Raw genomic sequence first — 12,312 nt, 5'->3', positions numbered from 1 at the left:
TCTGCGCCTGCGGGTCGACAGGCGCTCGCTCGGGTGAAGGGCTAAGCAGCCTCTGCGCACGCTGTCAGGATAGAGGCGAGCAGGCGGTCCCATGCGATAAGCGCTGAACGCTTCTCCGCCATGAAGTCGTAAAGGGCGTAGGTCGAAAGTGTGACCGCAGCAGCGCCGCCTTTCTCGCTCGTGTGATTGAGAATTCGTCCGATGACGAAAGGTGAAATCCGAAGACGTTCACTCGCCATATTACTCGCCGCCGTACGTCTCAGGTCGTGCGGGGTAAGCGTTGGCAACGAGAGGGCGCTTCGTACATCCCGCAGGGCGCGACTCAACGCAGCTGGAGTCAGCGATTTGCTGCGGTCCCACCGTGCGGGAAAGACGAACGGCGTGGGTTCGTTGACGAGCGCCATCGCCTCCCGAATGAGGGCCAAGGCGCACGGTGACAGCGGCACATGCGTAGCTCGGCCGTTCTTGGTTCGCGAGGCCGGTATCGTCCAGACAGCTTGTTCGAGGTCGACCTCCGCTCGCGTCATATTTGCGACCTCATGGCGGCGCTGCAAGGTGAGGAGCAGCAGCTTGATCGCAATGCCGACGGGGCGGCTGACGTAAACGCGCTGGTTCTTGCGTCGTGCGCTCTTCGCGCACGTCAGGACCGTTGGGTCGTCCAAGCCTCGCCAAATCGCGCCGATCTCTTCGTCGCGCAGTACGCGGTCACGGGGCGACTCGTCTCCCAACGGCGGAACCTTGGCGACGGGATTCACTGTGACCGCCTCGGCCTCCAGAATCGCATAATTGAACATCTGACGGATCTGTGCGCGGACGCGATTAGAGCTCGTGTCCTGGCCCTTCGCGATCAGTCTCCGCAGGAGCGTCTTAATGGCCGCCGGGGTCACGTCCTCAAGTCGAAGCGCCCCAAGAGTCGGTTCGATATGCTTCGTCCAAAGCCATTGCTCGCCGGCGATCGTGGACTCCCGCTTGCGTTTTCCGCGTGGCTTCCATTCTCCGCGTTCAGTGGCTGCGAAATAGGCGACGCTGAGATCCTGGAATGTCTTGATGGTCTGCGAGCGGCGCTCGACCTTCTTTCGACGCTTCTCACCAGAGGGATCGGCGCCATCCGAGGCCTGGAGGCGGGCTTGGGCGCATCGCTTTCGAGCGTCGGCCAGTGAAACAGCGGGATAGATGCCGAGGCCGAGGCGGCGCTGGTCGCCGTCTTCGGTCCGGTAGCGGAGCGTCCAGGACTTCCGCCCGGTTTCGCTAACTCGCAGCATGAGGCCCGCGCCGAGTGGGTTCTCGTCGAAGATGTCGAGCCGCATCCCCGACGGGGCGGCGATGGACGCAACGTATTTGTCTGTCAGGCGGACCTTGGGCATGAGGCAAGTATGCCAGATTTGTCTGTGCCCCAAAGCATTTTGGGGCACATATGGGGCACAAAAAGCAGAGACTACATGGAAAGCGTTGGACGGTACTGAGCGGGAAAATCAAATATAAACAGGTATTTATCAAATTACCTGAAAAGCCCTGAAACCCAATGAAATCAATACTTCGTCTGACTTTTAATCAGAGGGTCCTCGGTTCGAGCCCGAGGGGGCGTACCATCTCCCCTTTTTTCTGAACTCCCAGGCCCGGCGACGGAACGACCGTTCGTCGCCCTTGGTTTTGGTCAGAAGTGCAAGGGAGATCGGCCATGCCGCATCAGAACACCACCTCTTCCAACGCCACGTCCCAGAACGCAGTGAACGATCCGTCTGCGCCGAACGATCAGGCGCGCGAGCAGAACCGAGCCGTTCACCCCGAACCCAAGTCCTACACCGCGCACGACGTGGCCGATTCGACCCTGGCGGCCCCGGCGGCGGGCGAGGTGGCGGAATATGCTGACGAGGGCGACGCCACCGGCGCCGAGGGTCAGCAGCAAGGTCGCAATCACAACACCCGCCCTATCCGCACCGAGGCGCACGGTGGTCAGGGCAAGAAAACGCGCAAGGCCAACCAGGACCGCTTCAACGCCCGCCCCATCCGCTGACGCCTTATCCGTCGACGCCCCATCCGCTCAAGGGCGACTTCACCCCCGGCGTCCGCCATGATCTAAGGCGGCATGCGCATTGTTCTGCTTGTTTCCGCTGTGATGGCGACGACCTTGTCTGGCTGCAACGCCGGCCGTTCCGCTGTGGGCGGCGCGCGCGAGGTCGGGGCCGGCTTCGGCGAGGCCGCCACTGCGCCGCTGGAGGACTTCAACCTGCGTCGGGAATACATTCCGACGGTGCTGCTGCAGGCGGAATCCAATCCCTATGATCTGCGCAACCTGAACCAGTGCACGACCATCGGCGCCGAGATCGCGCGGTTGGACGAGGCGCTGGGTCCGGACGCCGACCGGCCGCCGTCGCAGGACGGAAGCTTCCTCAGCGAACGCGCCGCCGACGCGGCGGCGCGCGCCACACTGGAGGCCATCCGCAACACGACGACGGACTTCATCCCCGGTCGCAACTGGATCAGGAAACTGTCGGGCGCCGACCAGCACAGCAAGCACGTCCAGTCCGCCATCCAGGCGGGGCGGATGCGCCGCGCCTTCCTGAAGGGCATAGGGATGCAGCGGAACTGCGCCCCGCCCGCCGCCCCCGACTGGTTCCGGCCGAGGCCTGCGGTGCAGCCGAGCTAAGCGTCGTCAGCGTTTGACGTGGCGGGCGTGGAAGTCGCGCCGGAACTGTTCGAAGCGGCCTTCGCTGATCGCTTCCCGCATCGCCGCCGTCAGGGCCTGGAAGAAGGCGATGTTGTGCCAGCTGAGCAGCACCTTGCCGAGAATCTCGTCGGCGCGGATCAGGTGGTGCAGGTAGGCCTTCGAATAGTCGTTGGACGCGGGGCAGGGCACGCCCATGTCCAGCGGGTCCTGATCCTCGGCGAAGCGGGCGTTCTTCAGGTTGATCGGCCCGTCCCAGGTCCAGGCCTGACCGTGGCGACCAGCGCGGGTCGGCAGGACGCAGTCGAACATGTCAACGCCGCGATAGACCGCCTCGACCAGATCAATGGGCTTGCCGACGCCCATCAGATAGCGGGGGCGGTCCTTGGGCAGGAACTCGGGCGCATAGTCCAGCACCTCGCACATGGCTTCATGGCCTTCGCCGACAGCCAGACCGCCCAGGGCGTAGCCGTCGAAGCCGATCTCTTGCAGCCGTTCCGAGGATTCCCGGCGCAGGTTTTCATAGGTCGAGCCCTGCTGGATGCCGAACAGGGCCTGTGTGTCGCGCGTGCCGAAGGCGTTCTTGGAGCGCTGCGCCCAGCGGGCTGACAGCTCCATGCCCTGACGGGCGCGCTTTTCCTCGGCGGGCCAGGCGACGCATTCGTCCAACTGCATGACAATGTCGGAGCCGAGCCGGTCGGCCTGAATCTGGATCGAACGTTCCGGCGTCAGGACGTGCTTGGAGCCGTCAATATGGCTGGAGAAGGTCACGGCCTCCTCGGTCAGCTTGGAGATGCCCGACAGGCTCATGACCTGGAAGCCGCCCGAGTCGGTCAGGATCGGCTTGTCCCAGCGCATGAAATTGTGGAGCCCGCCCAGACGCTCCATCCGCTCCGGTCCGGGACGCAGCATGAGGTGATAGGTGTTGCCCAGCAGGATGTCGGCGCCGGTCTGCTTGACCTGATCCACCGTCATCGCCTTGACCGTGGCGGCGGTGCCGACGGGCATGAAGGCGGGGGTGCGGATGTCGCCGCGCGGGGTCTTCAGCACCCCGGTGCGGGCGCGGCCTTCGGTGGCGGAAATTTCAAACGGGAAGGGCAACAGGGACTCCGCTCATCCCGGCGGACGCCGGGATCCAGTGAGAGCCGCAGACTGGCGGCGTGAATTCGAGATTGCTCAACCACGGAACGGTCCGCCCTGTCACCCAAAGAACTGGATCCCGGCGTCCGCCGGGATGAGCGGGGGAAGAAAGTTAGCGCAGGCTTTCCAGCATTTCGGCGCGCTGCAGGTCCTTGGGCCGGCCGAACAGGCGGCAGGTCTCGATCTGCTCGGTGATCGACGGGGTGAAGACGGTGAAGTCCTCCAGCACGATCGGCACGCGGGTCGAGAAGGTCACGGGCACCCAGTCGCCGCCCGCCCGCACGTCCAGGCCCGCCATGACGTCCAGCGGCACCGGCGTGGTCAGGATCTGGCCGAACACCTGCGAACGGAACACGCCCTCGCCGGGGTCTTCGACCACCTGGCCGTGCAGGGCCTCGATCAGGCGGCGGGCGTCGCGCGGGCTGGCCATGATGTCAATGTCGGGCGCGCGCCAGTCCTGAAGCCCCGCCAGCACCATGGCCGCCCCGCCGAAAATCCACCACGGGTCCTGAAGCTCGCTCGCCGCCGAGGCGAGGATGTCGAGAGAGGCGGCGAGATCATCGGGCAGGTCGTCGGTCATGCGTCGCTCCGGAACAGCAGGCTCCCGTCGCCATAGGAATAGAAGCGATAGCCGCTGTCGATGGCGTGGGCGTAGGCGGCGCGCATGGTCTTGATGCCGGCGAAGGCCGAGACCAGCATGAACAGGGTCGAGCGCGGCAGGTGGAAATTGGTCATGAGCACGTCGCAGGCGCGGAAGCGGTAGCCGGGCGTGATGAAGATGGCGGTGTCGCCGTGGAAGGGCTGGACCACGCCGTCCTCGGTCGTGGCGCTTTCCAGAAGGCGCAAGCTGGTGGTGCCGACGCAGACGATGCGGCCGCCGGCGGCGCGGACGGCGTTCAGGGCTGCGGCGGTCTCGGCCGAGACCTCGCCCCACTCGCTGTGCATCTTGTGATCGGCGGTGTCGTCCGCCTTGACGGGCAGGAAGGTGCCGGCGCCGACGTGCAGGGTCACGGCGTGGGTGCTGACGCCGCGCGCGCGGATGGCGTCCAGCAGGGTGGGGGTGAAGTGCAGGCCCGCCGTGGGCGCGGCGACCGAGCCGTCATAGGTCGCGAAGACTGTCTGATAGTCCTTCAGATCGCGGTCGTCCTCGGGCCGCTTGGCCGCGATATAGGGGGGCAGGGGCATGACCCCGACGTCGCGGATGGCGTCGTCCAGCGCGGGGCCGGCCAGATCGAAACGCAGGGTGATCAGGCCGTCTTCGTTCTTGGCCTCGACCGTGGCGTCCAGCCGACCCAGTTCGCAGGCGGCGTCGCTGTTGCGCCCGAAATGGATCCGGTCGCCCGGCTTGATGCGCTTGCCCGGCTTCATGAAGGCGGACCAGACGTCGGGGGCGTCGCGGTGGTGCAGGGTGGCCTCGACCTCGACGGTCAGGGTCTCGCCTTCCGGCCCCCCGATCACGGGGTTGGGGCGCTGGCGCACGCCCGAGAGGCGCGCCGGGATCACCCGCGTGTCGTTGAACACCAGGGCGTCGCCGGGCTGCAGGAAGTCCGGCAGGTCGTGGACGATCCGGTCGTTCAGCGCGCCGTCCTTGACCACCAGCAGGCGCGCGGAATCGCGCGGCTCGGCAGGGCGCAGCGCGATGCAGTCATCGGGCAGGTCGAAGTCGAAATCTGAGGTCAGCATGAGGTGGGGCAAAGGCCATGACCGCGCCGCCGGGTCAAGGCGGGCGGCGAGACAGGGCGGTTGGTGCGGTCGCGCGAACCGACTATCTGAAGGCCGAATTCGCATGAGGAAGACGACATGGCCGATCGCTATCTGGACGACCTGACGGTCGGCGAGAGCTGGGAGGGCGAGCCCTTCACTATCACCGAGGCCGAGGTGATCGCCTTCGCCGAGCAGTTCGACCCCCAGCCCATGCACATTGATCCCGCCGCTGCCGCCGAGGGCCGGTTCGGTGGTCTGATCGCCAGCGGCTGGCACGTCGCCGCGCGGGTCATGCGAGAATACGTGGACGCCGCCTATTTCGGCGCGACGCCCATGCTGGGCCTCGGCATCGACGACCTGCGCTGGCTGCGCCCGGTGCGGCCCGGCGACACGCTGAAGGCGCGTCGCGAGATCCTCGAAATCCGCCCGTCCAAGAGCCAGCCCGACCGCGGCGTGGTCCGCACCAAGACCTGGGTCACCAATCAGGACGGCGAACTGGCCATGAGTTTCGAGAACCAGATGCAATTGCCGAGGCACGCATCCGCGCGGCTCTAGGCCCCTCCGATCAGGCGTGGACGCCCCAACTGTTGAACCAGAGGGCTCCACATCGTGGCGATATGGCTGCTGCCATAGACCACGAGGAGGCGACGATGTGTCTCCAGCCGCGACCGGATCAGGTCGAACAGATGCTGATCCCTGATTTTCATGTGCAGCTTCAACTCGCGCTGGACCGGCCCTGCGTAGTCGGGATCATTGCTCGCCAGCCAGTTCAGATCGGCGTTCAGGTCGAGGCCGGAGCGGTCGCGATACCAGGCGCGAAAGGCGAGGGCGCTGGTGTCGGGCGCTGGCGTCAGGTCGCGCGCGTTCCCTTTGGCCCAGCGCTCAAAGGCGGGATCGAAGCGGGGGTCGTTCGGTCCGCTGATGCCACCCTCCCTCACGCTCTGGGCGAGCGGGCCGAAGAGGAAGGCGTAGAAGGCGTCCTCGGGATCGCTGCCTGCCGCCAGCAGGGCGGAGAATATGTCCTGATCGGACGGCTCGCCGCCCCAAAAAGGGATGTCGCGGTTCATCGCCAACTGCGCCGTGTAGACGGCTTCGCCTGCCGCGAACGGGTTCGAAGGCGCCTTCAGGCGGCGAGCCTGGTCCACGATCGGACGCGGCCGTTCGCCCAGCGCCGTCTCGATGCCTTCGATGATGGCAGCGCGGGGCTGGACTGCATCGAAGGCGGTTCGCACCAGAGCGAAGGTCGGATGGTCGCCGTCGATGGAATGTCTCGCCGCCACAAAGCCCAGCGTCTGGTCGCCGCGCTCGAACACGGCCAGGAAGGGCGGCTGGCGAGGCAGGCGGGCCTGCAGCGCCAGACTGAACTCGGACACGCCTTCGGATGACAATGGGGCGGACGTGCATCCGGCGGCCGAAAGACCGCCGAGGAGCGCCAATCTACGGTTCAGCTTGACCATGGCGCATGGATGAACACAGCGGGCGGGCCGCGCCTACTTAAATGCCTGTCATGCTCGCTGCGCGGCTCTGATCCGCCCGCTGCTGTTGACCCCGCGCGTTCAAGGCTTCAAAGCCCGATGCATGCTTCAGAACCTTGAAACCCTGTCCCGTGAGGCCCGTTCGTGGCCGTTTGAGCAAGCGCGCAACCTGCTGGCCCACGTGCTCAAAAAACGGCTGTCGGATGCGGAGCGCGATGCGGCGAAACTGCTCATCGACGCGGGCAAGGCGGACGAGGCTCTGGCGACCTTCGAGGCGTTGAACGCGCCGGTGATCCTGGAGACGGGTTACGGCCCGTCGGGCCTGCCGCACATGGGCACGTTCGGCGAAGTCGCGCGCACGACCATGGTGCGCAACGCTTTTCGCGCCCTGACCGGCGACCACTGGCGCACGCGCCTGATCGCCTTCTCGGACGACATGGACGGCCTGCGCAAGGTGCCGGAGGGCATCCCCAACGCCGAGATGCTGCGCGAAGACCTGAACCTGCCGCTGACCAAGGTGCGCGATCCGTTCGGCACGCACGACAGCTTCGGCGCGCACAACAACGCCCGCCTGCGCGCCTTCCTCGACAGCTTCGGTTTCGACTACGAGTTCATGTCCTCGACCGAGACCTATCGGTCGGGCCGGTTCGACGCGACCCTGCTGACGCTGCTGGAGCGCTTCGACAAGGTCATGGGCATCATGCTGCCGACCCTGGGCGAGGAGCGCCGCGCCACCTATTCGCCCTTCCTGCCGATCAGCCCGATCACCGGCCATGTGCTGCAGGTGCCGACGCTGGAACGCGATGTCGAGCGCGGCACCATCACCTTCGACGACCCGGCGGGCGGTCGCACCGAGGTCCCCGTCACCGGCGGCCATATGAAGCTGCAGTGGAAGCCCGACTGGGCCATGCGCTGGACCGCCCTGGGCGTCGATTACGAAATGTCGGGCAAGGATCTGATCGAGTCGGTGCGCGAGTCGTCCAAGGTCTGCCGCGCCCTGGGCGGCGTGCCCCCGGAAGGCTTCAACTACGAGCTGTTCCTCGACGTCGAGGGCAAGAAGATCTCCAAGTCCAAGGGCAACGGCCTGACGATGGACGAGTGGCTGCGCTATGGCACGCCCGAGAGCCTGTCCTGGTATATGTTCCAGTCGCCGAAGTCGGCCAAGAGCCTGCATTTCAACGTCATTCCGCGCGCGACGGACGACTATCTGTCCTTCATCGAGCAGTACAAGACGCAGGAACCGGCCAAGCAGATCGACAACGCCGTCTGGCACATCCACTCAGGGACCCCGCCCGAGAGCGCCTCGCCGGTGTCCTTCGCCCTGCTGCTGAACCTGGTCGGCGTGGCCAACGCCTCGACCAAGGATCAGCTCTGGGCCTATTTCGCCAAGTACCTGCCCGAAGCCACGCCCGAGAACGAGCCGGTGCTGGACCGCCTGATGGGCTATGCGCTGAACTACTACGAGGACTTCGTGAAGCCCTCGAAGACCTATCGTCTGCCCGACGACAAGGAGAAGGCGGCGTTGCTCGATCTGGCGGAACGTCTGAAGGCCCTGCCGGTCGACACGACCGACGGCGAGGCCATCCAGGGCGAGGTCTATGCCGTGGGCAAGGCGCACGAGTTCGAGCCGCTGCGGGCCTGGTTCGGGGCTCTGTACGAGGTGCTGTTGGGCGCCTCGCAGGGGCCGCGGTTCGGGTCGTTCGCGGCCATCTATGGTTTGCCGCAGACCATCGCCCTGATCGAAGCCGGGGCGAACGGCGAATTGGCTGAGGGCTGAATGATCTGGGGTCGTCGCGGGAAACCGCGGCGGCTCTTTTTCTTCTCGGCCTCAAGTAGCGCGAAGCGCGATAGGCCCAGCATCATGAGCGGCCTTAACCATTATGAACCGAGAATAACGGCGAGGCTCCGGGAGCCTTCACCTTGAGCTAGGCATTCTTTCCCTCACGACCCTCGATGACAGGAGAGAGAGTATGTCGAAATTCTTCAAGGCGGGCCTCGCCGCCACCGCAATGTTCGCCGCCCTCGGTTCGGCCGCCGTGCCGATGACCGCCAGCGCGCAAGCCAACGGCATCACCAACTGCGACGCCCCGGGCGGTCGCCAGCAAGCGGGCGCGGCGATCGGCGCCGTGCTGGGCGGCCTGGCCGGCAGCCAGGTGTCCAAGCATGAGCGCGCCCTTGGCGCCGTGGTCGGCGCCGGCGCCGGCGCCGCCGCCGGTTCCTACGTCGGCTGCAACCAGCAACGTGCGCGTGCGGCCAATCAGGCGGCCGCCAACTCGTACCGCGCGAGCTCGAACCTGCGCATCCGCACGGGGCCGGGCACCAACTATCGCCAGACCGGCAGGCTGTCGGCCGGCCAGCCCTTCACGGCCATAGGCTCGCAAGGCGAGTGGGTGCAGATCGCCGGCGGCGGCTGGGTGAACGCCCACCACGTTACGCGGAACTAAGGGCCTGACAGGTTTAACAAGGAGGGCCGTCCCATCGGGGGCGGCTCTTTCTTTTTGCGCTATCGGCCTTCGGCCTGCTTGAGCGCGGCTTTGTGCGCCACCGGCCTCTGGCCCGTTTTAGCGCGGCTTTGTGCGCTACCAGCCCTTGGCCTGTTTGAGCGCGTTACTGGCTGACCCACAGGATGCGACCCATCCAGAGGATGTCGCGCCGGGGCAGGGCGCGCGGCGGATAGGCGGGATTGATCGAGGCTAGGGTGACCTCACGCGCATTCATGGCCGCGATCTCCTTGGCCAGGGTCTCGCCGTCGGTGGTGCGCACCGCGACCCGGTCGCCGCGCCGCACGTCGGACGCCTCCAGGTCCACGATCACGCGATCGCCGGGCCGATAGAGCGGGGCCATGGAATCGCCGTCGATCGTCAGGCTGAACAGGCTGTCCTTGCGGGTCGGCAGGTCGGTCTGGTCCCACCCGTCGGCCAGCGGCAGGCCAGCGTCGTCGAAGAAGCCGTCGGCGCCCGCCTTGGCCAGGCCCAGCAGGGGAATGGACCGATCCTCAGGCGGCGCGTCGTCGGCCAGGGCGGCGAAGGCGCCGAGGGAAACACCGGTCGCCTCCAGAACCCGGGTCAGGCTCTCCGTCGAGGGCCAGCGCGGCCGCGGCGGCTCGCCGGGTCCAAGGCGTTTCGACGGGTTGAAACTGGTCGCGTCCAGACCGGCGCGCCGCGCCAGGCCGGAAGGCGAGGTGCCCTCGCGATGCGCCAGGGCGTCGATCGCTTTCCAGAGTTTGGCGTGGGACAGAGGCACTGACGGCGTTCCGAGACGGTGACGCCGCAGCCTATCGTGAGATGATAGGAATATCCACCTATTCGGCTTCGGCGCCGATGGCGCGCCGTTCCTGCCAGGCCCAGAAGGTGCCGACGGCGATGGCCAGCATGATGCCGTAGCCGGTCATGTTGACGACCGTGTAGAAGGCCGAGATCGGCGTCCGTAGATCCGCCATGATCATGACGTGGCTGGTCACGACCAGAAGTTGCAGCGCGCAAGCCCAAACCGGCCAGGATCGGGGCGCCTTCCAGACCATGGCGCCGAAGATGATCAGCATCACGACGTCGATCGCGAACATTGCCCATTGGACGCCGAACAGGCCGGCGTTGCTCTGGACCATTAGCGAGGCGAACCAGCCAAAGAGAAACGTGCCCGCGCCGATCTTCTCAGGCTCGCCACCCTTGATGAGGGCGAACAGCCCGACCGCCACCACAAAGGCAGCTCCGACCAAAGCCGGCCACGTCCCAAACATGAATCGCCCCCATCGTCGCAATGACAATGGGGGCGAACATAACGCAAATCTGTCAGGAACCGGAGAGCCGATCCCCTATATTACGGGAATTTCACGCGACGCGCAGATGCGAGTCCTTGCGAGTCATCGGACGGTCGTCCCATTCCTCGGGCTTGTTGACCGGGCCGACCGAATAGACGCCATAGCCGAGGCGGCGGTGGTCCTTCTGGAGCTCGGCGTGGCAGGCGACAACGGCGTCGCGCGCGGTGCTGAGGGCCATGATGGCCTCGACGGCCTTGGCCTGCGAACCAGCGCCGGAAACCGGCGAGATCGACAGGGCGGCGCGGGCGCCGATCATCGACTGGACCAAGGTGGTGGCGTGGGTGATGGCGTCATCCACGGCTTTTTCGGTGGCGTAGAGATCGCCGGCGACGCTGGCGATGACTTCAGTGCGGTCCATGACTTTACCCCTCAATAAAGGACAACGGTCATTTCTTAACGCGCATTAAGGGAATTTGGCAACGATTTGTTTACCAATGGTTACGATTCAACTTTTAGTTAACAGTAATTAACCATTTTAGGTTGCATCGTCGCCCTCGTCGAGCAGGAAGTGAGCCGTCAGGGCGGCGATGGGATGGTCGCGACTTTCCTGCCAGGCCTCCGCCACCACATGGGCGACGCGGCGACCGGCCTTGTTGATCCGGGCGCGGGCATAGACGTCGCTGGGCTTGCCCGAGCGCAGATAGGCCACGGTGACGTTGATCGGGCGCGGCAGGCGCAGCCGTGGGTAGGTCAGCGACACCTGGGCGACGGCGGTCATTTCCAGCAAGGCCGCGGTCGAGCCGCCATGCAGCGCCGGCAGCATGGGGTTGCCGATCAGCTTGTCCTGGAAGGGCATGACCACGGTCAGCTCGTCGCCGTTGACCTGAGTCCTGAGGTCCAGAAAACGGGCGTAAGGCAGGCTGTCGAGCAGGGGAGCGATCATGCGGCGTCTCCGGCGGCGCGGGCCGCGCGCAGGTTGGCGCCGGCGCGATGATCGCCCTCGGCGCTGATGACATAGGCGGACTGGGCGGCCGCCACCGGATCGGCGGGATCGTCCTCGAACGCCCAGGCGCGAACGAAGCCGAGGGTGCGCGTCAGGCGATAGCAACGGGCTTCGGCCAGCAGGTCGCGGCCGGGAATGGCGGCGCGCATATAGTCGACCCGAAGATCCAGGGTGGCGATCGGCTGATAGGTCTTCAGCGCCACCCAGACCGCCAGACCGCCGACATGGTCGAGCAGGGTGGTGACCAGGCCGCCCGCCAGGACGCCGGTTTCGGGATCTCCGACCAGATCGTCGCGGTAAGGGACGCGGATTCGCACGCGATCGCCGTCCAGGCCCTCATAGCCGAAGCCGAGCGCGTGGGTGTGGGCGGCCCCCGAGGCCAACTGGGGCAGGAGGGTCGTCAGAAACGTGTCGGTCATCAGGGCGTCCTGTCTTGGCCGGCGCCCGAACGGGCGGCCTGATCAGCTCGACCTTCGTGAACCCGCGCGCGCAGCCTTGTCCAGCCGTGCTCGGCCGGGGGCGTTCAGTTCAGCAGCGGAAGCGGATGGAGTCGCCCGGACGCCCGGCC

The 12,312-nt window shown here is 66.1% G+C and carries 15 protein-coding genes and 1 tRNA gene; 6 read left to right on the top strand and 10 right to left on the bottom strand.

The features are described from left to right. Positions 1 to 41 precede the first annotated feature (41 nt). The gene (locus AC1DJ5_RS09510; RefSeq protein WP_441454799.1) at positions 42 to 1,364 is read right to left on the bottom strand and encodes a tyrosine-type recombinase/integrase; all 1,323 of its coding nucleotides are present in this window, start codon (positions 1,362 to 1,364) and stop codon (positions 42 to 44) included. Between the two features lie 89 nt (positions 1,365 to 1,453). Between AC1DJ5_RS09510 and AC1DJ5_RS09505 the strand changes: the two genes are divergently transcribed. The 3 genes from AC1DJ5_RS09505 to AC1DJ5_RS09495 all read left to right on the top strand — a co-directional run bounded on the left by AC1DJ5_RS09505 (position 1,454) and on the right by AC1DJ5_RS09495 (position 2,647). Beyond that, positions 1,454 to 1,589: transfer RNA gene (locus tag AC1DJ5_RS09505), tRNA-Ser, on the top strand. An 89-nt stretch (positions 1,590 to 1,678) separates the two neighbouring features. Next, positions 1,679 to 2,014 carry a hypothetical protein gene (locus tag AC1DJ5_RS09500; RefSeq protein WP_441454798.1) on the top strand — a complete coding sequence of 112 codons (336 nt, stop codon included), beginning with the start codon at positions 1,679 to 1,681 and terminating at the stop codon, positions 2,012 to 2,014. A gap of 72 nt (positions 2,015 to 2,086) precedes the next feature. After that, positions 2,087 to 2,647: a hypothetical protein gene (locus AC1DJ5_RS09495; RefSeq protein ID WP_441454797.1), complete on the top strand. Its 561-nt coding sequence runs from the start codon at positions 2,087 to 2,089 to the stop codon at positions 2,645 to 2,647. 6 nt (positions 2,648 to 2,653) lie between these two features. Here the strand turns inward: AC1DJ5_RS09495 and tgt are convergent, their stop codons facing one another. The 3 genes from tgt to queA all read right to left on the bottom strand — a co-directional run bounded on the left by tgt (position 2,654) and on the right by queA (position 5,488). Further along, entirely contained in the window at positions 2,654 to 3,769 is a 1,116-nt protein-coding gene (gene tgt, locus AC1DJ5_RS09490; protein ID WP_477020443.1) for a tRNA guanosine(34) transglycosylase Tgt, read from the bottom strand. Between the two features lie 148 nt (positions 3,770 to 3,917). Next, on the bottom strand, positions 3,918 to 4,385 hold the full coding sequence (locus AC1DJ5_RS09485; protein WP_441454796.1) for a nucleotidyltransferase domain-containing protein: 468 nt from the start codon (positions 4,383 to 4,385) through the stop codon (positions 3,918 to 3,920). Beyond that, on the bottom strand, positions 4,382 to 5,488 hold the full coding sequence (gene queA, locus AC1DJ5_RS09480; protein WP_477020436.1) for a tRNA preQ1(34) S-adenosylmethionine ribosyltransferase-isomerase QueA: 1,107 nt from the start codon (positions 5,486 to 5,488) through the stop codon (positions 4,382 to 4,384). Before queA ends, AC1DJ5_RS09485 begins: the two co-directional genes overlap by 4 nt. Before the next feature lie 117 nt (positions 5,489 to 5,605). On the opposite strand from queA, the gene AC1DJ5_RS09475 reads away from it, so the two are divergent. Further along, a complete protein-coding gene (locus AC1DJ5_RS09475; RefSeq protein ID WP_441454794.1) occupies positions 5,606 to 6,064 on the top strand; it encodes a MaoC family dehydratase in 459 nt (152 codons plus the stop codon). On the opposite strand, the gene AC1DJ5_RS09470 is transcribed toward AC1DJ5_RS09475, so the two are convergent. Further along, entirely contained in the window at positions 6,061 to 6,882 is an 822-nt protein-coding gene (locus tag AC1DJ5_RS09470; RefSeq protein WP_477020435.1) for a hypothetical protein, read from the bottom strand. The two genes, AC1DJ5_RS09475 and AC1DJ5_RS09470, sit on opposite strands and share 4 nt — an antisense overlap. A gap of 205 nt (positions 6,883 to 7,087) precedes the next feature. Here AC1DJ5_RS09470 and AC1DJ5_RS09465 point away from each other — a divergent pair, with 205 nt between their 5' ends. Continuing rightward, the gene (locus AC1DJ5_RS09465) at positions 7,088 to 8,761 is read left to right on the top strand and encodes a lysine--tRNA ligase (protein ID WP_477020434.1); all 1,674 of its coding nucleotides are present in this window, start codon (positions 7,088 to 7,090) and stop codon (positions 8,759 to 8,761) included. A 193-nt stretch (positions 8,762 to 8,954) separates the two neighbouring features. Continuing rightward, positions 8,955 to 9,428 carry an SH3 domain-containing protein gene (locus tag AC1DJ5_RS09460; RefSeq protein ID WP_441454791.1) on the top strand — a complete coding sequence of 158 codons (474 nt, stop codon included), beginning with the start codon at positions 8,955 to 8,957 and terminating at the stop codon, positions 9,426 to 9,428. Between the two features lie 163 nt (positions 9,429 to 9,591). Here the strand turns inward: AC1DJ5_RS09460 and AC1DJ5_RS09455 are convergent, their stop codons facing one another. The 5 genes from AC1DJ5_RS09455 to AC1DJ5_RS09435 form a co-directional block, all read right to left on the bottom strand. Beyond that, positions 9,592 to 10,227 carry a S24 family peptidase gene (locus AC1DJ5_RS09455; protein WP_477020433.1) on the bottom strand — a complete coding sequence of 212 codons (636 nt, stop codon included), beginning with the start codon at positions 10,225 to 10,227 and terminating at the stop codon, positions 9,592 to 9,594. A 58-nt stretch (positions 10,228 to 10,285) separates the two neighbouring features. Continuing rightward, positions 10,286 to 10,720 (bottom strand): hypothetical protein, encoded by a 435-nt coding sequence (locus AC1DJ5_RS09450; protein WP_477020432.1) that lies wholly within the window; start codon positions 10,718 to 10,720, stop codon positions 10,286 to 10,288. A 91-nt stretch (positions 10,721 to 10,811) separates the two neighbouring features. Then, complete coding sequence (locus AC1DJ5_RS09445; RefSeq protein ID WP_477020431.1) at positions 10,812 to 11,159, bottom strand: hypothetical protein; 348 nt, start codon at positions 11,157 to 11,159, stop codon at positions 10,812 to 10,814. Between the two features lie 117 nt (positions 11,160 to 11,276). Beyond that, positions 11,277 to 11,684, bottom strand: coding sequence for a PaaI family thioesterase (locus AC1DJ5_RS09440; protein WP_477020430.1), 408 nt, complete (start codon positions 11,682 to 11,684; stop codon positions 11,277 to 11,279). Then, positions 11,681 to 12,163 carry a PaaI family thioesterase gene (locus AC1DJ5_RS09435; RefSeq protein WP_477020429.1) on the bottom strand — a complete coding sequence of 161 codons (483 nt, stop codon included), beginning with the start codon at positions 12,161 to 12,163 and terminating at the stop codon, positions 11,681 to 11,683. Before AC1DJ5_RS09435 ends, AC1DJ5_RS09440 begins: the two co-directional genes overlap by 4 nt. Positions 12,164 to 12,312: the final 149 nt, after the last annotated feature.

This window comes from Brevundimonas sp. 01N35 (genome assembly GCF_056399785.1).
The sequence above is the reverse complement of the archived record's forward strand: the minus strand, read 5'-3'. Positions and strand labels throughout refer to the sequence as shown.

What these genes read in the sequence shown, in the direction of transcription:
- AC1DJ5_RS09465 (WP_477020434.1), top strand. Translation starts at nt 7,088, where the DNA reads ATGCTTCAGAACCTTGAAACCCTGTCCCGTGAGGCCCGTTCGTGGCCG.
- AC1DJ5_RS09440 (WP_477020430.1), bottom strand. Translation starts at nt 11,684, where the DNA reads ATGATCGCTCCCCTGCTCGACAGCCTGCCTTACGCCCGTTTTCTGGAC.
- AC1DJ5_RS09500 (WP_441454798.1), top strand. Translation starts at nt 1,679, where the DNA reads ATGCCGCATCAGAACACCACCTCTTCCAACGCCACGTCCCAGAACGCA.
- AC1DJ5_RS09495 (WP_441454797.1), top strand. Translation starts at nt 2,087, where the DNA reads ATGCGCATTGTTCTGCTTGTTTCCGCTGTGATGGCGACGACCTTGTCT.
- AC1DJ5_RS09510 (WP_441454799.1), bottom strand. Translation starts at nt 1,364, where the DNA reads ATGCCCAAGGTCCGCCTGACAGACAAATACGTTGCGTCCATCGCCGCC.
- AC1DJ5_RS09445 (WP_477020431.1), bottom strand. Translation starts at nt 11,159, where the DNA reads ATGGACCGCACTGAAGTCATCGCCAGCGTCGCCGGCGATCTCTACGCC.
- AC1DJ5_RS09435 (WP_477020429.1), bottom strand. Translation starts at nt 12,163, where the DNA reads ATGACCGACACGTTTCTGACGACCCTCCTGCCCCAGTTGGCCTCGGGG.
- AC1DJ5_RS09485 (WP_441454796.1), bottom strand. Translation starts at nt 4,385, where the DNA reads ATGACCGACGACCTGCCCGATGATCTCGCCGCCTCTCTCGACATCCTC.
- AC1DJ5_RS09475 (WP_441454794.1), top strand. Translation starts at nt 5,606, where the DNA reads ATGGCCGATCGCTATCTGGACGACCTGACGGTCGGCGAGAGCTGGGAG.
- AC1DJ5_RS09450 (WP_477020432.1), bottom strand. Translation starts at nt 10,720, where the DNA reads ATGTTTGGGACGTGGCCGGCTTTGGTCGGAGCTGCCTTTGTGGTGGCG.
- AC1DJ5_RS09460 (WP_441454791.1), top strand. Translation starts at nt 8,955, where the DNA reads ATGTCGAAATTCTTCAAGGCGGGCCTCGCCGCCACCGCAATGTTCGCC.
- queA (WP_477020436.1), bottom strand. Translation starts at nt 5,488, where the DNA reads ATGCTGACCTCAGATTTCGACTTCGACCTGCCCGATGACTGCATCGCG.